Annotated in this window: 20 protein-coding genes; 14 read left to right on the plus strand and 6 right to left on the minus strand. The window is 75.0% G+C overall.

Annotated elements, in window-relative coordinates:
- Positions 1–20 precede the first annotated feature (20 nt).
- From FRAQA3DRAFT_RS01870 to FRAQA3DRAFT_RS01880, 3 genes are read left to right on the plus strand one after another with little or no spacing between them, the layout of a single operon-like run.
- Positions 21–326 (plus strand): hypothetical protein, encoded by a 306-nt coding sequence (locus tag FRAQA3DRAFT_RS01870; protein WP_009399509.1) that lies wholly within the window; start codon positions 21–23, stop codon positions 324–326.
- The gene (locus FRAQA3DRAFT_RS01875; protein ID WP_009737371.1) at positions 323–1,471 is read left to right on the plus strand and encodes a ferrochelatase; all 1,149 of its coding nucleotides are present in this window, start codon (positions 323–325) and stop codon (positions 1,469–1,471) included. The genes FRAQA3DRAFT_RS01870 and FRAQA3DRAFT_RS01875 overlap by 4 nt, the downstream gene beginning before the upstream one ends.
- A gap of 31 nt (positions 1,472–1,502) precedes the next feature.
- Positions 1,503–2,018: a DUF3090 domain-containing protein gene (locus tag FRAQA3DRAFT_RS01880; RefSeq protein ID WP_009737372.1), complete on the plus strand. Its 516-nt coding sequence runs from the start codon at positions 1,503–1,505 to the stop codon at positions 2,016–2,018.
- 57 nt (positions 2,019–2,075) lie between these two features.
- Here FRAQA3DRAFT_RS01880 and FRAQA3DRAFT_RS01885 read toward each other — a convergent pair whose 3' ends face one another.
- The 4 genes from FRAQA3DRAFT_RS01885 to FRAQA3DRAFT_RS01900 are packed head-to-tail and all read right to left on the minus strand — an operon-like array spanning position 2,076 to position 6,374.
- On the minus strand, positions 2,076–2,870 hold the full coding sequence (locus FRAQA3DRAFT_RS01885) for a hypothetical protein (RefSeq protein WP_198287009.1): 795 nt from the start codon (positions 2,868–2,870) through the stop codon (positions 2,076–2,078).
- Positions 2,871–2,899: 29 nt separating this feature from the next.
- A complete protein-coding gene (locus tag FRAQA3DRAFT_RS01890) occupies positions 2,900–3,748 on the minus strand; it encodes an SGNH/GDSL hydrolase family protein (protein ID WP_009737374.1) in 849 nt (282 codons plus the stop codon).
- Between the two features lie 14 nt (positions 3,749–3,762).
- Positions 3,763–4,983: a glycosyltransferase gene (locus FRAQA3DRAFT_RS01895; protein WP_009737375.1), complete on the minus strand. Its 1,221-nt coding sequence runs from the start codon at positions 4,981–4,983 to the stop codon at positions 3,763–3,765.
- On the minus strand, positions 4,980–6,374 hold the full coding sequence (locus FRAQA3DRAFT_RS01900) for a glycosyltransferase family 1 protein (RefSeq protein ID WP_198287010.1): 1,395 nt from the start codon (positions 6,372–6,374) through the stop codon (positions 4,980–4,982). Before FRAQA3DRAFT_RS01900 ends, FRAQA3DRAFT_RS01895 begins: the two co-directional genes overlap by 4 nt.
- A gap of 262 nt (positions 6,375–6,636) precedes the next feature.
- Between FRAQA3DRAFT_RS01900 and FRAQA3DRAFT_RS01905 the strand changes: the two genes are divergently transcribed.
- Together FRAQA3DRAFT_RS01905 and FRAQA3DRAFT_RS01910 are read left to right on the plus strand one after the other, a co-directional pair.
- Complete coding sequence (locus FRAQA3DRAFT_RS01905) at positions 6,637–7,164, plus strand: DUF3099 domain-containing protein (RefSeq protein WP_232291867.1); 528 nt, start codon at positions 6,637–6,639, stop codon at positions 7,162–7,164.
- Positions 7,161–8,057 (plus strand): S-adenosyl-l-methionine hydroxide adenosyltransferase family protein, encoded by an 897-nt coding sequence (locus FRAQA3DRAFT_RS01910; RefSeq protein ID WP_009737378.1) that lies wholly within the window; start codon positions 7,161–7,163, stop codon positions 8,055–8,057. The genes FRAQA3DRAFT_RS01905 and FRAQA3DRAFT_RS01910 overlap by 4 nt, the downstream gene beginning before the upstream one ends.
- 29 nt (positions 8,058–8,086) lie before the next feature.
- Here FRAQA3DRAFT_RS01910 and pucL read toward each other — a convergent pair whose 3' ends face one another.
- The gene (pucL, locus tag FRAQA3DRAFT_RS01915; protein ID WP_009737379.1) at positions 8,087–8,980 is read right to left on the minus strand and encodes a factor-independent urate hydroxylase; all 894 of its coding nucleotides are present in this window, start codon (positions 8,978–8,980) and stop codon (positions 8,087–8,089) included.
- 820 nt (positions 8,981–9,800) lie between these two features.
- On the opposite strand from pucL, the gene FRAQA3DRAFT_RS01920 reads away from it, so the two are divergent.
- The 9 genes from FRAQA3DRAFT_RS01920 (at position 9,801) to FRAQA3DRAFT_RS01960 (ending at position 18,681) form a co-directional block, all read left to right on the plus strand.
- Complete coding sequence (locus tag FRAQA3DRAFT_RS01920) at positions 9,801–11,180, plus strand: Ig-like domain-containing protein (RefSeq protein WP_232291869.1); 1,380 nt, start codon at positions 9,801–9,803, stop codon at positions 11,178–11,180.
- 434 nt (positions 11,181–11,614) lie between these two features.
- Entirely contained in the window at positions 11,615–12,817 is a 1,203-nt protein-coding gene (locus tag FRAQA3DRAFT_RS01925; protein ID WP_009737381.1) for a phosphatase PAP2 family protein, read from the plus strand.
- 281 nt (positions 12,818–13,098) lie between these two features.
- Positions 13,099–14,247 (plus strand): OmpA family protein, encoded by a 1,149-nt coding sequence (locus FRAQA3DRAFT_RS01930; protein ID WP_009737382.1) that lies wholly within the window; start codon positions 13,099–13,101, stop codon positions 14,245–14,247.
- A 70-nt stretch (positions 14,248–14,317) separates the two neighbouring features.
- Entirely contained in the window at positions 14,318–14,737 is a 420-nt protein-coding gene (locus FRAQA3DRAFT_RS01935) for an encapsulin-associated ferritin-like protein (RefSeq protein ID WP_009737383.1), read from the plus strand.
- Positions 14,734–15,552, plus strand: coding sequence for a family 1 encapsulin nanocompartment shell protein (locus FRAQA3DRAFT_RS01940; RefSeq protein WP_009737384.1), 819 nt, complete (start codon positions 14,734–14,736; stop codon positions 15,550–15,552). Before FRAQA3DRAFT_RS01935 ends, FRAQA3DRAFT_RS01940 begins: the two co-directional genes overlap by 4 nt.
- A gap of 390 nt (positions 15,553–15,942) precedes the next feature.
- On the plus strand, positions 15,943–16,134 hold the full coding sequence (locus tag FRAQA3DRAFT_RS01945; RefSeq protein WP_009737385.1) for a (2Fe-2S)-binding protein: 192 nt from the start codon (positions 15,943–15,945) through the stop codon (positions 16,132–16,134).
- Between the two features lie 276 nt (positions 16,135–16,410).
- Positions 16,411–16,617 (plus strand): branched-chain amino acid ABC-type transport system, permease component, encoded by a 207-nt coding sequence (locus FRAQA3DRAFT_RS01950; RefSeq protein WP_009737386.1) that lies wholly within the window; start codon positions 16,411–16,413, stop codon positions 16,615–16,617.
- 65 nt (positions 16,618–16,682) lie between these two features.
- Positions 16,683–18,044, plus strand: a complete 1,362-nt coding sequence (locus FRAQA3DRAFT_RS01955; protein WP_009737387.1) for a serine aminopeptidase domain-containing protein — start codon at positions 16,683–16,685, stop codon at positions 18,042–18,044.
- 301 nt (positions 18,045–18,345) lie between these two features.
- Entirely contained in the window at positions 18,346–18,681 is a 336-nt protein-coding gene (locus FRAQA3DRAFT_RS01960) for a hypothetical protein (protein WP_009737388.1), read from the plus strand.
- Here the strand turns inward: FRAQA3DRAFT_RS01960 and FRAQA3DRAFT_RS01965 are convergent.
- Complete coding sequence (locus tag FRAQA3DRAFT_RS01965) at positions 18,642–19,382, minus strand: hypothetical protein (RefSeq protein WP_232291871.1); 741 nt, start codon at positions 19,380–19,382, stop codon at positions 18,642–18,644. The genes FRAQA3DRAFT_RS01960 and FRAQA3DRAFT_RS01965 overlap by 40 nt on opposite strands.
- Between the last annotated feature and the right edge of the window lie 39 nt (positions 19,383–19,421).

A 19,421-nucleotide genomic window follows, 5' to 3' on the forward strand; every position in this document is an offset into this window, starting at 1 on the left:
GCCACGAAGGGGTGGGTCCGATGAGCGTGATCCGGGTGGAACCGCGCGGTGGCCGCGACTTCGACGTGGAGGTCGCGGAGGAGACCTCGCCCGGCGTGCCCGGGCTCTCCTTCTCGTTCCGGGTCACCGTCGACGACGCGGTGCTCGCCGCGAGCGGGACGGCCGTCGACGACGAGCCGGAGCTGATCGCCCTGGTCCGCGCGTCGTTCGAGTATCTGCTCGCCCGGGAACCGGCGGGAGCCATCCTGCCGGAGTTCGAACTGTCGACCATTGGCCGCTACTTCCCGACCTATCCCGCCGACCTCGCCGACCGCGTGCCGCGATGACCGCGATGACCGGGACGCCGGCCGCCGGGGATGTCGATGCGCTGCTGCTGGTCTCCTTCGGCGGACCCGAGGGCCCCGACGACGTGCTGCCGTTTCTGCGTAACGTGACGGCCGGGCGGGGCGTCCCGCAGTCGCGGCTGGCGGTCGTCGCCGAGCAGTACCGGATGTTCGGCGGGCGCAGCCCGCTCAACGACCAGAACCGCGCGCTGGCCCAGGCCCTGCGGGCGGAGCTGCCCGGGCTGCCCGTCTACTGGGGTAACCGCAACTGGGCGCCCTACCTGACCGACACGGTCGCCGAGATGGCCGCCGCCGGGGTCCGCCGGGCGGCCTGCTTCGTCACCTCGGCGTTCTCGTCGTATTCGGGCTGCCGGCAGTACCGGGAGAACCTGGCCGCGGCGCTCGCCGCGCTCCCGCCGGGAGTCGCCGCCCCGGAGCTGGTCAAGCTGCGCCTGTTCTTCGACCATCCGGGCTTCGTGGAGCCGATGGTCGACCGGTGCGTCGCCGCGCTGGCCGAGCTGCCCGAGAAGGCGCGCGCCGACGCCCACCTGGTGTTCACCGCGCATTCCCTGCCGCTGTCGCAGGCGCGGGCCAGCGGTCCCCGCGGCGACGCCTACCCGCGCCAGCTGCGCGCCGTGGCGGAGGTGATCGCCGCCGGGGTCGAGCGTCTCACCGGGGTCCGCCATCCCGTCGAGCTGGCCTTCTGTAGCCGCAGCGGGCCGCCGGCCGTGCCCTGGCTGGAGCCGGACGTGGGCGATCGGCTGGCCGAGCTCGCCGCCGCCGGGGCCGTGGGCGCCGTCATCGTGCCGCTCGGCTTCGTCAGCGATCACATGGAGGTCGCCTACGACCTCGACGTGCTCGCCGCGCAGCGGGCGAGGCAGGTGGGGCTGCCGGTGGCGCGCGCCGGCACGGTGGGCACCGATCCCCGGTTCGTCGCGATGGTGCGGGAGCTCGTCGAGGAGATCCGGCACCCGGACCTGCCTCGCCGGGCGCTGACCGAGCTCGGACCGTGGCCCGAGCAGTGCGCCGCGCACTGCTGCCAGCTCCCGCAACAGCCACATCGCGCAATCCAGGACGCCGTGGAGGGTGGACGGCATGGGGATGCGGCGATACTGATGGGGAACGACGCAGCCAGAACCGGACGATGAGGCGAACGAAGGTAACGGAGCGATCGGAGCTATGCAGCGCTACGTGTTCGAATCCCCGGAGCGGTTCGTGGTGGGAACGGTGGGCCAGCCCGGTGACCGGGTCTTCTTCCTACAGGCCGCCGGCCGTGGGCAGATCGTGACCGTGGGCCTGGAGAAGACCGAGGTCTCAGCCCTCGCCGAGGGGCTGAACACGCTGCTCGGCCAGGTCGGCCAGACCCAGGGGATCGCGCTTCCGGCCGCCTCGGATGTCGAGATCGACCTCGCCCCGCTGGACGCGCCGTTCGAGGAGGACTTCCACCTGGGGCAGCTCACCGTCTCCTGGGACGGCCATCGGGTGTTCGTCGAGGCGGCCGGGATCTCCCCCGGGGAGATCCGGCTGCCCGAGAGCGAGGACGAGCTCGACTCGCTGCGGGTCGGACTGTCGATCCGGCAGGCCCGGGCCTTCATCGAGCGGGCCCGCACGATCGTCGCCGCCGGCCGCCCGCCGTGCGTCCTGTGCGGTCGCCCCGATGATCCCGCGGGCCACTTCTGCCCCCGGCTCAACTGACCGGCTCCCCGCTCACCTGAAGCCGGCCCTCCCGAGGGCGGCCCTCCTGAAGGCGGCTCAGTGCGGCGGCTGCACCGTCGCACAGGACGGGTCGAACGCGTCGTAGGCGGCCTCGTAGGCCCGTCGCACCGCCGCGGACAGGCCCCGCAGGGCCGCCGACCGCCGCGCGATCTCGCTGGCCGTCACCGCGGCACCGTCGTCGCGGGCCGCCAGGTCCAGCAGGGTCGACAGCCGCTCCGCCCGGGCGAGCAGGGCATGGGCGGCCGACGGGTGGCCGGGACCGAGCCCCGGCCCCGGCTCCTCCTCGCCGCGGTCGCGCAGCAGGGCGAGCACCTCGGGGCGGGCGCTGGCGATGTCGAGATGCACCAGGGCCGCCGTGGTCGTGCGGATGGCCTCGCTGAGGTCGTGCTCCGCGGCGCGCAGCCCGGCCCCGGGCGGTGGCACCCGGGCCGCCGGCAGCACCCGCCAGTGCACCGACTCCAGCCGGCCCTCCAGCGCCGGGCCGTGCACGACGACGCTGGGGACGAGCAGCAGCGGCGGGTTCGGCCCGACGACGATGATGGCCTCACCCGCGGTGATCGCGTCGCGGTTCACCTCCGGCGGGCCGGGCAGGCCGGCGGCGTCACCCGGGGCGGGCAGGACGAGGCGCAGCCGCTGCGCGCCGGCCGTGCGCAGGGCACCCAGACCGAGGACGAGCGGCTCGTCGCCGACCGTGTGCGGCGCCGCCTCGCCGCCGAGCGCGCGGTGCACCTTCGTGATGACGTCGTCCAGTCCGACGAGCCCGGCAAGCCACGCGTTGCCCCAGCCGGTGAGGACGCCGGACCGGGGCGAGGCTGACAGGGCGGGAAGCACATTGCCTACCGTAGGCAATCGAGGGCCTCTCAGGCGCGCCGAGGGTGACTCACGAGCCGATTTTCCGTGTGATAGACGTGCCGGTCGCCGCCGGCCAGGCACCGTCCGGCTAGCCAGGGCAGGCCGACGCTGAGCAGCCAGTAGGAGTGCCGGAGGGCGCCCGGGGCCGTGACCTCGGCGTCCGGGCCGCCCGCACCATCCGGCCCGGACGGCGGGCCGACAAGTGGTACCCCGGCCTGGGCGAGCCGATGGGCGAACGCCTGCGCGATCAGCCGGTGTCCGTGTGGCCCCGGATGGACCCGGTCGACGTCGAAGCTCGACCGGTGGCGCACGGCCGGATGGCGGCCGAGGTCGACGACGAGCACCCCGGGGTCGGCCTGGGCGGTGGCGCGCACGGCGGCGTTGAGCCGTGCCACCCGGTACGCGAGGACGCGGGCCACCGGCGCCGGCAGCGGCAGCAGCCGGCCGGGATCGGGCAGGGTCGCGGTGAGCACGACCGTCCCGCCGGCGCGCAGCCGGCTCACCGTCCAGACCAGGTCCTGGCGCAGCCGCAGCGGGTCGAACGTCGGCTTGAGCACGTCGTTCATGCCCGCGACCACGGTGGCGACCTGCGGGTCGAGGGCGAGCGCGACCGGCAGCTGGCGGGTCCGCACCTCACGGGCGGTCGCGCCGGTCGTGGCGAGGTTGGTGTAGCGCACGCTGCCGGGCGGGCCGAGGCGTTCGGCGAGCCGGGCGGCGAACCCACGGCCGTGGGTGGCGGTGCGGCGGTGCTCGCGACCCATCGTGACCCCGTCGCCCAGCCCGACGGTGATGCTGTCGCCCAGCGCGACGAAACGTGCCGCCGGTGGGGGGCACCGGGCTGACCGGGCTTCGGCCATCGGTGTTCCCGCCTTCAGGCGGCCATCGGCGGTGCGGGTGGAACCGCCGCCGGCGCGGTGACCGCCCCGGAGCCGGTGGGCTCGCCCGGGTGCGCCGAGCCGGCCGTCGGCGCCTCGGCGTGGCAGGCGAGGAAGCCGGCGACCGTGGCCGACCAGGTGAACTGCTCGGCACGGGCCCGGGCGGCCGCGCGCCGCCCGGTGTCCCCGGCCGGCGACGACGACAGCAGGTCGACGACCGCGTCGGCGAACGTGAACCCGCTACCGGCGGCGATCGCGCCCACGCCCGGCACCACCAGCTCGGCCAGCGCGCTGGCATGGTTCACCACCACCGGCGTGCCGCTGGCGAGGGCCTCCAGGGCGGCCAGTCCGAACGTCTCCACCGGCCCCGGCGCGAGCGCGAGGTCGGCGCTGGCCAGCAGGCCCGCGAGTCGCTCCCGGTCGGCGACGAAGCCGAGGAAGGTCACGGGCAGCCCGGCGGCCCGCCGTTCCAGCCGGCCGCGGTGCGCCCCGTCACCGGCGATCACCAGGCGGACCGGAACCCGCCGGCGGACGAGTTCGGCGACCGCGTCCACGGCGGTGTCCACCCGCTTCTCCGGGGCCAGCCGGCTGGCCACGACCAGCAGCGCCTCCCGGTCTCGGGCGAACGCCCGGCGCAGTGTGCGGTCGCGGTGGTCGGGGTGGAACCGGTCGAGCTCCACGCCGAGCGGGATGTGGCGCAGGTTCGTCGTGCCGAGCCGGACGAACTCGGCCGCGGCCCAGGCCGTCGTCGTGACGACCGTGTCGAACCCGGCGGCGAGCGACGCGTTCGCCCGGTCCGCCGCCGCCGTCACCGGCAGCACGCCGCGCAGCGCCTGCGGAGTCCAGGTGCCGAGCAGCCGGTCGAGCCGTTCGTGGCTGACGACCAGGGACGGCACGCCGTGGCGCCGCGCCCACCCGCCCAGCGGGCGCAGGGTCGCCCGGTCGTGGACCTCCAGCCGGTCGGGCTGCTCCCGGTCGAGCAGGGCCGCCACCCGCCACGGCTGGGTGATGACCCGGTAGCCGGTGCCGGGCAGGCGGGGCGCCCGGACCCGCAGCACCAGCGCGTCGGGGCGCTCCTCGACCTCGTCGTGCTCCCCGGGCACGATCTGGACGACCTCGTGACCGGCCGCCGCGTAGCCCGCGGCGAGGTGACGCAGCGTCGTCCGGATGCCGCCGGAGGCCGGCGCGACGAAGTTCGCCGCCTGCACGATCTTCATATCGACCGCCTGTCGTCTCGTCGGTCCGCCTCCCGGCCGGCCGCCCCCGTTGCCGGCGGCCCCGCGGCTGCCCCCGATCCCACCCGGGTGCCGCCGCCGGACCCCACCCGTGGGTGCCGGGCCGCCCACCCGCCCGGGCCGGGCCGTCCGGGCGTCCCGTCCCGGCCATCCGGCCCCCCGCGTGCACCGTGCCCCCGGTGTGCACCGTGCCTGCCGCCGTGCGCGGCGTGTTCACCGTGCGCAGCGTGTCCGCCGCGTCCGCCGTGGCCGCCGCCGGTGCCGAGGACGTCGCGGTAGTGGCCGAGCAGCTCGTCGCCGACCGCGGTCCAGCCGCATCCGGCGACGGAGTCCCGGGCGGCCAGCGCCAGGGCCGCCCGCCGCCCCGGGTCGCCGACCAGGGCGGCGACCTGGGTCCGCAGCGCCGCCGGGTCCCCGGGGGCGTAGTGCAGACCGGTGCGGCCGTGCTCGACGACGTCGAGCAGCCCGCCGGCCGCCGGGGCGACCACCGGCACCCCGCTGGCCTTGGCCTCCTGGGCGGCCTGGCAGAACGTCTCGTGCACGCCGGTGTGCACGAACACGTCCAGGCTCGCCACCGCGGCGGACAGCTCGCGGCCGCTGCGGAAACCCAGGAAGGCGGCGTCCGGCAGCGCCCGGGCGAGCGTCGGCCGCGACGGGCCGTCGCCGACGACGACGAGCCGGGTGCCCGGCAGATCGGCGACCGCGCCCAGCAGGTCCACCCGCTTCTCCCGGGCGAGCCGGCCGACGTAGCCGACGAGCAGCTCGCCGTTCGGGGCGAGCCGGCGGCGCAGGTCCTCGTCCCGGTGACCCGGATCGAAGCGTTCGAGGTCCACCCCACGGCTCCAGCGGGCGACCCGCTGCACCCCCTGGCGCAGCAGGGCGTCGACCGAGTCCCAGGACGGGGCGAGCGTGCGCGCGGCCAGCCGGTGGACGGTGGCGAGCCAGCGCCAGATCGTGCGCTCGGCGGTGGCCAGCCCGTAGCGGGCGGCGAACGCCGCGATGTCGGTCTGGTAGACGGCGATGCTCGGCACGTCCAGCCGCCGGGCCGCGAACACCGCCTGCGCGCCGAGCCCGGCCGGGGCCGCCAGATGCACGATGTCCGGGTCGAACTCCCGCAGCGCCGCGGGCAGGGCGGGCCACGGGACGGCGAAGCGGAACGCCGGGTAGCCGGGCATCGGCGCCGACGGCGCCCACAGCACCGGGGCGCCGGCGTGCGCGCGGGGGGCGGTGCGCCGGGCGGCCGGTGCCGGGGCCGGCGCGACGACCATCGCCTCGTGCCCGCGGTCGCGCAGATGCTCCAGAACTCGGCACACCGTGTTCGTCACTCCGTCGACGTGGGGGAGGAACGACTCGGTGATCACAGCTACGCGCACACCGAGCACGGTGGCAGGGCACGGAGCCGTCTCGCGGACAGCCAGCCGACCGATACGTGAACGTTCCCGCACAGCTTCGTGCTGGAAAGCGCCGTCCGGGCCGAGCGGGGCGTGGTCCGGGTGGCCCGGACGCCGCCGCGGGGTCCGGCGCCAGCTCGCGGCCGTTTTCCCCGCGCCCTGGTGAGGAGGATATTGGGAGGGGGCGGTGCGGGGCGCGGACGGGGACAAGACGGACAGGGAGAACCATCGAGGTGTACAGGTGATGTTCAGGCGGCAGGAGACGGTGCTCATCACGTCCGCCAGCCGATCGCGGCAGTCGGATATCCACCGCCGGGAGCTGCGCTACCTGGCCTCGATGCTGGTCCGCGTCATCTGCTTCATACTCGCCGTGGTCGCCTTCCACGGCTGGCTGCGGTTCGTCGCCGTCGCGATCGCCGTCATCCTGCCCTGGGTCGCGGTCGTCGTCGCCAACGGCGGCCCGGCCCCCGAGCGGGATCGACCCGCCGCCTTCGATCCGGTGCAGGCGGTGCAGGACACGCCGGCCGCGCTGACCGCCGATCCGCACCGCGTGGTCGACAGCGAGGGCTGGGTCGACGACGAGGGCTGGGTGCACGGCCGGCCCGGGACGGCGGGCGGCGAGTGGTCCGCGACGGCCGAGGCGGCCGGCTCGGACCCGACGGCGGACGCCACGCCGGCCGATCCGTCGGCCCCCGCCGACGAGCCGCCGGGACCGGCCGATCCCCGCGCGCGGGCTGATCCCGGCCGCGCGGCCGACTCCTCGGCGCGGTGATCTGCGTCAGCTTCATCACCGACTACGGGCTCGCGGACGGGTTCGTCGCGGCGTGCCACGGGGTGATCCTGCGGGCGGTGCCGGCGGCCCGCATCATCGACATCACGCATCTCGTGCCACCGGGCGACGTACGACGGGCGGCGGCGGTGCTCGCCCAGACAGTCGGGTCGTTGCCGCGCGGTGTCCACCTCGCGGTGGTGGACCCGGGGGTGGGCACGGCGCGCCGGCCGGTGGCGTTGCGTGCGCCCGGCGGGGACCTCGTCGGGCCCGACAACGGTCTGCTGATCGCGGCAGCCGAGCGGCTGGGCGGCGTCCAGGCGGCGGTGACGCTGCCGGTGCCGGCCGGGACGCCCGCGACGTTCCACGGCCGCGACGTGTTCGCGCCCGCCGCCGCCGAGCTCGCCCGGGGGACGGAGCTGGCCGCGCTCGGCGCCCCGCTCGACCCGGTGACCCTCGTCCGCCTGCCCGCCGCGCACGCCCGGCTGCGAGCGGACGGGGTGCTCGAGGCGGAGGTGCTGCTCGTCGACACCTTCGGCAACATCCAGCTCGCGGCGGGGGAGCCGTTGCTCGCCGACGCCGGGCTGCGACCGCCCGGCCGGGCGCTGCTCTGGCCCGTCACCCGCGACGCCGGCCCACCCGCCGGCGTGGCCGGTGGAGCACCCGGCGGCGGGGCTGGTGGCCCGATGGCCGCGGCGCGGGTGACCGAGCTGGCGGTGGGCGTGACGTTCGGGTCGGTGGAGCCCGGCGAGCTGGTGCTCTACGTGGACGCCGCGGGCATGGCCGCGATCGCGGTCCGCGACGGCGACGCGGCCCGCGCCCTGGCCGTCGCCCCCGCGGACCGGCTCGCGCTGCGCCGAGCGGGCGACGGCGGCCGAGCGGGCGACGGCGGCTGAGCGGGCGACGGCGGCTGAGCGGCTGCCGGTCAGCAGAAGCCGGGGACGGCCTGCCAGCTCGGGCCCGGGCCGGGCGCGTCGTCGCGCAGCACCGTCGCCTCGATCCGCCCGTAGGGACGGTCCGGCACCTGGTAGACGACGTCCGGGTTGTCCAGGCCGAAGGGTTCGAGGTCGACCAGGAAGTGATGCTTGTTCGGCATCGACATCCGGACCTCGGCGACCTGCGGGTAGGCGGTCAGGGCCGCCTCGCCCATCCGGTAGAGCGTCTGCTGTAGCGCCAGGCTGTGGACGCTGGCGAACGTGCTGACCAGGGTCTCGCGGACGCCGTCGAACAGCGGTCCGAAGTCGAGATCGGCCCCGACGTAACGCCAGCGGGCCGTCACCTCGGTCGCGAGGATGCGGTCGGTGGTCTCGGCCAGCGTCGTGTAGTGGTCGCGGGGAAATCCCCAGAACTCCGACCCGGTCGACTTGAGCACGACCAGCCCGGCGAGTCCGGAAACGACGAACGCGGTGTCGCCGTCCACCGTGACGACCGTCGTCCGTCTTTCCCCACCCGCCCGGCTGAACGCATGGTCGTGCGGCGCCCCGGCCACCGGGATTCGATTCCAGTGGTACTGCTCGATTTCTATCCGCGCGCCGTCGATCCACGGGAAGGAGCCGACGAAATGCCGGCCGAGCCGGAGCGCGAAATCCTCGATCTGGCCGATTCCGTGCTCCCGGGCGAAGGCGTAGACGGTGTTCTTCTGCGCATCGGTGGTGAGGACGTGTGAGTTGTCACCGGTCAGGTGCGCCGCGGCGAAGTCGCCGCGAAGCGCGGTGGATACGTTCAGATCGGTGAGGTGGTGCACCGGACCCGTGCGGTCCACGTGGACAAGGCGGATCTCCGCCTTGCCGAACTGGTTCGGTCCGAGCACGATCGCCATCAAGCCTCCCTGGTCGCGGGGACGTTCGTTCCCTCGCGGTGAGGGGCGCCCAGCGACGAGTCTGATCCGGCCCCGGGCCGCGTCCGGGCCGGGCGGTCTGACCCGGGGCCGCCTGGCCCGGCCCGCGGCCGCCGCAACCCGCGCAGCCGGGCGGAATCCCCGGACGGGTGCGTCCCGCGGCCCCGCCCATCCTGCGGCAGCGGTGTGACGGCCCGGTCCGCCCGCGGGTTTCGTGGCCGTTTCCGCCGGCCGGCCACGAGCCGTCCGCGTCGAGGCCGTCCGGTGATCTTCCGGCGGTCCTCCCGCGGCCCCGCGGTGGCCGGGGCGGGGTCCGGCCGGCGCCACCAGCTCCACCGACCCCGGGCCGGTGGGTCGTCGATCACGGACCGCCCAACGAATCCGGGGTGTCCCGCCGGCTTTCCACGTACTTCGCAATGGTTCGGGAGGGCCCCGACCGGATGTCCCGTCGGGTCGTCCGCGAGTTGCGGAAAAACATCCCTCGGCGTGGCCGGTTGCGCCGCCTTTGGCGGCGTCATGGGTCCCGGTCGTCGCTTTCGGCGGGTCGGCGAATTGTCAGCCCCGGTGCGCAACCTCGTCCGGTCCCCACGCGTCGAAAGGGGGGAAAGGGGAGGGGTTTATGGGGAATACCCGGAGGGCGCTACCCTCCGTATTTAACTGCTCTACATGGAGTGATGGTCTGGCGGCTGGCACCAGTCAATCCGGTGATCGACGGGACGAGGTGCCGACCTCTGGGTACCGTTCAGACCTAGGCTTCCGTCCGGCGACGATGCCGGTCGTGTTCTTCGGAAGAGGGCATTACATGTCTCGCTCGGTAATGACTCCCTCGCGTGTTTCCCGTGGGTGGGGCCCGAGCCGTCCGGGTCCGGGACCGGCCGGCACTTTCGGGCACCGGCGTCGCCGGTGGGTCGGCGGGGCGCTCGCGTTCGTCACGGCGCTGACCGTCGCCGCCTGCTCGTCCGGCGGCTCGGGGAAGCCGGCGGGCGTCGTCGCGCCGGATCCCGCGGCGAACGTGACCGTCTTCCCGGGCGACGACACCACGGGCGTCACCCTCACCAACCACGTCGTCGTCCACGCCAACGCCCCACTGGCCGACGTGAGCGTCAACCGGGAGGCGAGCGCCTCGGAGAAGACCGAACCGGGGGTGCTGCCCGGCACGTTCTCGGCCGACCGGCGCACGTGGACGTCCACGGGCGGCCTGTTCTCCGACTCGCGCTACCAGGTCGCCGCCACCACCAGCCCGGCGGCGGGGATCGTCGGGACGAAGTCGGTACGTACCAGTTTCGTCACCGGGGTTCCGGAGAAGTCGTTCAAGGTCTCCTGGGATCCGGTCGCCGGGCAGACCGTCGGGGTCGGTGCGCCGATCAGCCTGACCTTCAGCGCCCCCGCGCCGGACCGCGCCGCCGTGCAGCGCATGCTGTCCGTGCGTACCGACCCGCCGGTCCTCGGTGCCTGGAACTGGATCTCGAACCGGCTCGTCGTCTGGCGCCCGCAGCAGTACTGGGCGCCGGGAACGAAGGTGCATGTCGAGGCGAACCTCGCCGGGTACGACGCGGGCGGGGGACGCCTCGGCGTGAAGGACCGGGCGATGGACTTCGTCGTCGGCTCGGCGCAGATCTCCAAGGTCGACTCCGCCACCCACACCATGCAGGTGTTCCGCAACGGCCAGTTGCTGCGCACGATGCCGGTGAGCCTCGGTAAGCCCTCATCCCCGTCGATGGACGGCCCCCACAACATTCTCGGCAAGTCGCCCGAGGTGATTATGGACTCGGCGACGGTGGGCATCCCGAAGGGCAACCCGGATTACTACTACGAAAAGGTCCAGTGGGCGGTGAACTACACCAGCGGCGGGCAGTACGTGCACTCCGCGCCCTGGTCCGTGGCCTCCCAGGGGCGGGCGAACGTCTCCCACGGCTGCGTGAACGCCTCCCCGGCCGACGCCCAGTGGTTCTACGGCATCAGCCGGCTGGGTGACATCGTCGACATCGTCAACACCGGCCGCCCGCCGGACACCACCCAGCTCGGGAACTTCTGGTCGGTGCCGTGGGAGGTCTGGAAGGCGGGCAGCGCCCTGCCCGTGTCGGACCAGCCCGAGACGGCGGCGCCCACCCTGCCGCCGCCCACCGCCGCCACCACCGCCGTCCCGGTCGCGCCCGGGGTCGCGGCGGCCGGCGGCGCCTGACCGACCCCGCCTCCGGCGCCGACCGGTCACCGCCCACACCGGGCGGTGACCGGTCGGCGGCGTTGCGCCCAACCCGGCGGTCGCACCGGGTCGGTCCCCGGCGGCCGCGGCGCGCCGACTGGTCGTGACCGGAGCCGGGCCGTGGGGGCCGCGGCGAAGGATAGGCGAGAATCCGGTGAATTTCCCTCCGGACCGGGTCACCGATCGGCCCGTGACGGCATCAACCGGCTCATGCTGTTGAGTGGAAGCATGAAGAGCGCGCTGTCGCAGCGCCCCGGGAGGGCGCGGCCGGGTGGGACCGACGTCCGCGGCGAGGGTGGAGGCGACGGTCGCGGCTGGTCCGGCGGCTGGGGCTGGTCCGGCGGCTGGGGCTGGTCCGGCGGCTGGGGCTGGTGCGAGGGTCGGGGAAGAGTGCGACGTTCGAGGGGTGCATCGTGAGGCGCTTGCGCAACCAGACCACCGGTCTGCCGGTCTGGTGGGTCGAGCTGCTGATGTTGGCCGTGCTGTACTACTCGTACACCGGCACCCGATCCGTCGCCGACGCCTCGGCCGGCGAGGCGATGCGGATAGGTCATGACCTGCTGCGGTTCGAGACCTTCCTGCACGTCGACATCGAGCTCGGCCTCAACCGGTGGTTGCAGAGCGTCCCGGTGCTGGCGGTCGTGTGCTGTTATTACTACGCGACGCTGCACTTCGTGGTCACGCCGGGACTGCTGGTGTGGACGCACCGCCGGCACACCCGGCACTACGCGCAGATCCGCTGGACGCTCGTGGTGACCACGCTGATCTGCCTGCTCGGGTTCTTCCTCTTCCCGACGGCGCCGCCCCGCCTGCTCACCGGCACCTCGTACACCGACACCATGTCCCACTTCGAGGGCTGGGGCTGGTGGAGCGGCAGCGCCAGCGCCGCGCCGAACGGCCTGGAGAGCCTGACCAACCAGTACGCCGCGCTGCCGTCGCTGCACTGCGCCTGGGCGCTGTGGTGCGGGTTCCTGCTCGTGCGCTTCGGGCGCCGGCCGGTGACCCGCGTCCTCGGGGTGCTCTACCCGGCGGCCACGGTCTTCGTCGTCATGTCGACCGCCAACCACTACCTGCTCGACGCGGTGGCCGGCTGGCTGGTCCTCGGCGTCGCCGCCGGCTCCGTCGCGCTGGTGTTCGCCTGGCGGCGGCGGGTCCGGGCGACCCCGGCCGGCGTCGTGGCGGTGCCCGCCCTGCCTGGGGTGCCCGCCCTGCCGGCCGGCGCGCCGTCCCCGGCCGTGTCCCCGAACGTCGGCGGGCCGCTCGCGCCGCCGGTCGTGCTCGCCGCCTCGGCACCGGCCGCGGCGGCTCCCCGTGCCGACCCCGATCCCCGTGCCGACCCCGATCCCCGTGCCGCCCCCGATCCGGGCGCCGACCCAGATCCGGGCGCCGACCCCGACCCCTCCACCGACGCCGTACCGCCCGCGCCGTCGCCGGAAGCGACCGCCGCCCGGCCCGTGCCGCCGGCGGAACCCTCCTCGTCGCGGGCGACGCCGTCCACCGGGGGGCAGGGGACGCCGGCCGCGGCGCCGGTGCCCCCGGTGCCGGCTCCCGCCGCGCCCGAGCTGTCCCTGCGTTCGGAGCGGGCCGTCCGGCCGGACGGTGCCCGCGCGGGCTGATCCGGACGGGCCCCGTCCGGCCGGGGGGCCGAGGTAGCCCGTCGGCCGGCTGTTCGCGGGCAGATGCCGCCCCGCTGTGACGTAGCGTCCCGGATGGGTGGTTTTACGCCCCCCGGTGCGTTGCCTGGGTGGGCGATGTGCGAAGGTTGTGTCGCGGCCGGCGTCGGTCGCAGAGCCTCCCTCCACCGCCTGTCCGGGCCGCGTCGCGAAAGATGCACGTCCGACCCTTTCGCGCCGTCCCGGGTTGCGCGTCCGGTCCGATCCCGCTCGGAGTCCGATCGATGTCCCCGTCCCTGGCCGCGCGACTGCACCGTCCCCGCCCGGTCGCGTTCGTCGTGTCGTTGGTGCTGGCCTGGCTGCTGCTCGCCCTGATCGCCTTCGCGCTGCGCCGCGGCCCCATCCAGGACGACCTGGCCGCGCGGGCGACGGAGGCGGTCCGGGCGGCCGGCGGCCTGCACGCCCAGGTGCGCATCGAGGGGCGGGAGGCGATCGTCACCGGGCGCTTCCCCAACGCGGCGGCCGCGGAGCAGGCGCGGGCCTCGGCCGCGGTCTCCGGTACCACGTCGGCCCGCCTCGGCGACGACGTGCTGATCGCCACCCAGCCGGCCCGGCCGCTGGTGCTTGCCGTGGCCGGGCGGGGCCTGTCGGTCACCGCGACCGTCCCCGACGGTTCGAGCCGGGCCGCGCTGCTCGCGGCCGTCGCCGACGCCGCCGGTGGCACGGTGCGTGGCCAGGTGCTCGTCGACCCGGCGGTCGCCGAGCCGCCGGTGGAAGCCGTCGCCGCCCTCGCCACGGCGCTGCGCGGGGTGGCGGGGGAGCACTCCGCGACGGTTACCGGCTCGACCGTCGCCGTCGCCGGCGGCGCCCCCGACGAGGCCGCCCGCCGCCGGCTCGGCGCCGCGGTGCTGGCCGCGACCAGTGCCGCCGTCCCCGGTGCCACGTTGGCCGACCACCTCGTCGTCACCCGCGCCAGGACGGGTACCGCGGCCCGGGGCGAGCAGCCGGGGCGGGCCGCGTCGGGCCGCGCCTCCACCGGGGCGGGGGCCTCGGCGCCGGCGGCCGGCGCGGAGACCCTGGCGGCCGTGCGGGCCGCCCTCGACGGTCACGACGTCACCTTCCCGCTGTCCGCAGCGCGGCTGAGCCTGTCGGCGCGGGCCCGACTGGACAAGGTCGCCGCCGCGCTGCGCACCGGGGACCTCTCCGTCCTCGTCGGCGGCTACACCGACACCTCGGGGCCGTCCGCGTTCAACCAGGCGCTGTCGCTGGACCGGGCCCAGGCCGCCGCCGACTACCTGACGAGCCGGGGCGTCTCCGCCGATCGCGTGCGGGCCGCGGGCTTCGGGGCACGCGAACCCGTCAGCGACAACGCCACCGCGCAGGGCCGCGCCGCCAACCGCCGCGTCGAGATCATCCCGCTGCCGTCGCGGTAGGGCGGTGACGGTGCGTGTGACGACGCACCCATGCCGGCGTAATCACGGGTCATCGTGGTAGGCAGACGCCATGGGCGACTCAAGCATGGGGCTGCACGAGCAGCCCGACAAGCTCTCCGCGCAGACGGTCGACCGGCACCGGGCGATCGTCTCGCTGATGGAGGAGCTGGAGGCGGTCGACTGGTACGACCAGCGGGTCGACGCCGCGACGGACCCGGAGCTGGCACAGGTGCTGGCGCACAACCGGGACGAGGAGAAGGAACACGCGGCGATGACGCTGGAATGGCTGCGTCGCCACGACCCGGTGCTGGACACCCAGCTACGGACCTACCTGTTCACCTCCGGGCCGGTGACCGAGGTCGAGGCGGACGCCACGGAGCCGGGCGGCTCCGGCGAGGCCGGCGGCGCGAGCGCGGTGGTGGGGCGGCAGACGGCGGGGCCCGGTGACGGCTCCCTCGGAATCGGCAGTCTGAAAGGTGTAGGCGAGTGAATCATCTGCTGCGCGGCCATGCCCCGCTGACGGACGCTGCCTGGAAGGCGGTGGACGACGAGGCGAAGGCCCGCCTCACGACGAACCTGGCCGCCCGCAAGGTGGTGGACTTCGCCGGGCCGCACGGCTGGGAGTACTCCGCCACCCCCCTGGGCCGGGTGGCGGCGCTGTCCTCGCCGCCGGCGGCCGGGGTGCAGGCCCGGGTGCGCCGGGTGCAGCCGGTCATCGAGCTGCGCGTCGGCTTCACCCTGGATCGCGCCCAGCTCGCCGACGCCGACCGTGGGGCCGAGGACATAGACCTCGCGCCGCTGGAGGAGGCGGTGCGCCGCATCGCGGTCACCGAGAACTCGGTCGTCTTCCACGGCTACCAGGAGGCCGGCCTGGTCGGCATCACGCAGGCGTCGGCGCATCCCCAGCTGCCGCTGGAGGCGGGGACCGACACCTACCCGCGCACCGTGGCCAAGGCCGTCGCCCTGCTGCGCCGCGCCGGCATCGCCGGCCCGTACGCCCTGGCCCTCGAGCCGGACAGCTACACGGCCGTGATCGAGACCGCCGAGCATGGCGGCTACCTGCTGCTCACCCATCTCCAGCACATCCTCGACGGGCCCGTCGTCCAGGCCCCCGGGGTCACCGGCGCGGTCGTGCTCAGCCTGCGCGGCGGCGACTTCGTCCTCGAGTCCGGCCAGGACCTCTCGATCGGGTACGCGTCGCACACGACGGACACGGTCGACCTGTACCTGGAGGAGAGCTTCACCTTCCGGGTCACCGAGCCGGACGCGGCCGTCGCGCTCGTGCCGGCCGCCGGCGGCGCCTGACCGTCCGCGAGACCGGGGCCGGACGGGCCGTCCGGCCCCGGTCTGGCAGGCCGGGTCGCCCCGGCACCCCGGTGCCCCGGGACAGCGCACAGACGGCATCCGCCGAGCGTGCGCGCCCGGGGCCAGCCTTGAGACCTCGCCCACACCGGGCGGTGCGGAGGTCGTTCCCCGCGCCGCAGGCCCTGCCCGCACGCGGCTCGGGGGCGCTTGCGCCCCCACAGCCGGGCGATACGGACGTCTTGCGCCGCCGAGCCGTCCGTGCCACCCTGCGATAAGGGAAGCCTTAGCTAAGGTGTCGGCCCGCCGGGTCGCCGCCGCGGTCTCCCGGCAAGGTCGCCAACTGTCGGCCAGCTCCGGGTGGGCTGGCCGCCTCGGGCCTGGTGAGGTGCGGTGCTCGTCTGTTCTTGCTTCGCGGTGTCCGACCGGACGCTGCGTAACGTGATCTCCGCTGGTGCCCGGGACGTGGACGAGATCGGCGAGCGCTGCAACGCCGGTACGGGCTGCGGCGGCTGCGTCGAGGAGATCGAGGACCTGCTGGACGAGGCCGCGCCCCGCTGCGCCCGCCTGGCCAGGGCGAGCTAGCCAGCCGCTGCGCGCCGCCAGGTCGGTGGCTGGCTGATCGGCGAGGCCACCCTCGGCGGCATCAGCATCCCGTACAACCGGATGTTCATCGTCGGGCTGGCCGTGGCCTGCCTGGTGGTGGTGGTGATCCGTTCTACTGGAGCCGCACGGCGGCCGGCCGGCGTAGGCGCGCCGTCATGCGGAACCGGCAGCTCGCCGCCTGCAGCGCCGTTCGCACCGACCGGGTCGACCAGCTCACCTTCTTCACCGGCTCGGGCCTGGCGGGCGTGGCCGGGGGTGACCCTCACCCTCGTCGGTTCGATCGACCCGACGATCGGCACCAGGTACATCGTCGACGCGTTCCTGGTCGTCGTGGTCGGCGGGCTCGGCCACCTGCGCGGCGCGCTGCTGGCCGCGTTCGCGCTCGGCAAGGTCCCGGACTTCATCTCCTGGAGCGGGGTGGACCTGCGCAACGAGGATCTGGTGAAACTGCTCGCCGGGTGACATCCGGCCACCGGGGCGAGGCGCTGCCTCGGCGACATTCCGACACTCTCAGTAGTGTCATCGTCATGATGCGCAGGGTGATCTGGTATGCGGCGACGCGCCGGACCGCAGCGCCGTCGGCGGCGTGCCCGGCGGCCCTCGCCGCCGTCCTGCTGGCCCTGCTGGGCTGCGTGGTGGGCCCGGCGGATCCGGCGATCGCGGGCGGCGGACCGGCCGGCGGCGACCGCGGTCAGCTCGTCGGCGCCGCCGCGGCCGCCCCGGTGCCGGTGGCCGCCGAGGCCACCGTGCCCGATCCGGCCCTGCCCGGGCCCTGGCAGGTCGGCTACCGTACGGTGCGAATCGCCGACCCGCATCGCCCAGGCCGTGTTCTCGTGACCTCTCTGTGGTACCCGGCCCGCCCGAACGCGTCCACCGTCCCCGGCTCGCCTCTTCCCGGCCCGACCGGGACGAACGCCGGGCCGCGCCCAGGGGCCGGATCCGGCGCGGGCGGAGCCTGCCCCGAGGCGGCGGCCGGCGGACCGGGCAGCGGCGCCGGCCCCGGGCGCCGGGCGTTCTACCCGTTGATCGGGGACATTGGCTTCGACTCGGCGAGCGCCGTGACCGACGCCGTCCCGGCGCCGGGCCCGTTCGCCCTCGTCGTGTTCTCCCATGGCAGCGCCGGCAGCCGGGTCCAGGCGGCCTACCTGATGGAGGCGCTGGCCAGCCACGGCTTCCTCGTCGCCGCTCCCGATCATCCCGGCGACACGATGACCGACGCGGCGGCGGGCCGAGTGGAGCGCCAGCTCGCGCTGGCGACGGACCGGCCCCGCGACGTCTCCGCGGTCATCGACGCGCTGACCGATCCGTCCTGCCCCGCAGCGTCGCGGGTCCGCCTCGACGAGATCGCCGTCGTGGGCTTCTCCTTCGGCGGGTTCACCGCTGTCGTGTCGAGCATCGGCGTCCTGTCCGCGCCGGCGGACCCGCGCATCCGGGCGACGGTGGGGATCGCGCCGGCGACCTCCCCGCTGCCCGCGGCGGCACTCGCCCGGGTGCGCGTGCCCACGCTGCTCATCGGCGGCACCCGGGACCTGGCCCTGTCGATTCCGGCGAACGTCGACCGGGCGTTCGCCCTCCTGGTCGGCTCCCACCCGCGGATGACCGTCGCCGTCACCGGCGCCGTGCACAACTCGTTCACCGAGATCTGCCGGCAGGTCAGGCTGCTCGGCGCCGCCGGGATCCCGGTCGCGCTGGGCCTGCGGGTCGCGCTGACCTCCGCGGCCACCTGCTGGCCGCCGCAGATCGCCCCCGCGGATGCCCACCGGCTCGCGGACCGCTACACCGTGGCCTTCCTCGCGCGGCACCTGCGGGGCGAATCCGGCTACGCGCGCTATCTCACCCCCCCGGACGCGGGGGATGCGCGGCTCGTGACCGTCCGCGCGCAACCGTGAGCGTCGCCTGGAGGAGCCGGTCGGCGTCGGTGTGTGCAGGCGAGGCAGGCAACCTCCCCCGGAGGTACTACCCCGGTCGGGCTACCCGGGCGGTGCTATGGGGGCATACAGGTGACCGGCCCCGACATTGCCGGCTACCGTTGGCCAACCGGCCGGCGCGCGCCCCGACGCGCAGCGCCGGCCGGTTGATCCGGTCGGGTCACGGTGCATCACCCGGCCCCGGTGCCCTGGTCGCCCGCCGGACCGGATCACGGGCGATGCCTACGGGTACGGTGCGGTGCCCCGCAAGGAGGTCGTGGCGATGTCTGCTCGCCAGGTGCGGCGGTTCGAGCTGGAGCGTGAGGTCGACGTCTCGGGGGTGTCCGGGACGGGCGCGGTGGCGTTCGGGGCGCAGGCGCCCGACGGGACCTGCGTGCTGTGGTGGGACTCCGAGCACGACTCCATCGCGATCTACCCGACGATGGAAACCCTGCTCGCCATCCACGGGCACGGCGGGACGACCCGGGTGGTCTACATCGACGCGGCCGACCAGCCCCCCGTCCAGGGCTCGGGCGTGACGCCGCCGGACCGCCGCGACGCGGCCGTTCGGTCGGGCAGTCAGGTCAGCGGGCGAAAGCAGGCGGTCGCGCGATCCTGAGGATCGACGGTGTAAAGCGCCAGCGTGCCCGCCATCTCCTTCGGATCGATGCCGTGGTCCAGCATCTGCCGGTGCAGATCCGCGAGCATGCGTAGGGCATAGCCGAGCAGAACCGGCGCGATGCCCGGGGGTTGGCGCAGCGCCTGCCAGAAGCGCGCATCCGCGTCGCCGTCGCTGGTGAGCGCGGCGAGGACACCGAGCCGGATACGCCCGGCAAGGGCCTCCCAGACCGCTGCGCTCGCCGGCGCCTCGGGCCCCTGCCAGATCCCCGGGAAGTGCAGCTCCGCCACGAGGACGTTCGGCGGGCGGCCGGTGCGCAGATGCACGGCCACGATCCACATCGCCATCAGCCAGCACAGCCCGCGCATCGTGTTCAGCGGATCGGCGGCCATCTGCTCGTGCAGGTGCCGCTCGGACTGTGGCCGGCTCGCCGGCGCCAGCCAGCCGCCGGCCAGGCGTTCGATGTCGACGATCTGGACCATCGGCAGGTCGGCGGGGTGGGGCCGGGCCAGCGCGGCGGCTCGACCGGAATCGGCGTCGACGAGTGCGAGCGCCCCGGGGTCGGAAAGGGTCTGCCAGGCCAGACCCGCCGATGGCATGCGGCCCACGGTAACGCCAGCCAGAAGGCTGAACCAGTGTGTTGGCTGCACTGTGTGAAAAACGACGGTGCGTCCGCCACGCCGCTTTCTCCGCGTCAGCACCCGCCATCGGCGCCATCGGCGCCGTCATGTGCGCCCATT

This window comes from Frankia sp. QA3, assembly GCF_000262465.1.
GTDB lineage: Bacteria > Actinomycetota > Actinomycetes > Frankiales > Frankiaceae > Frankia.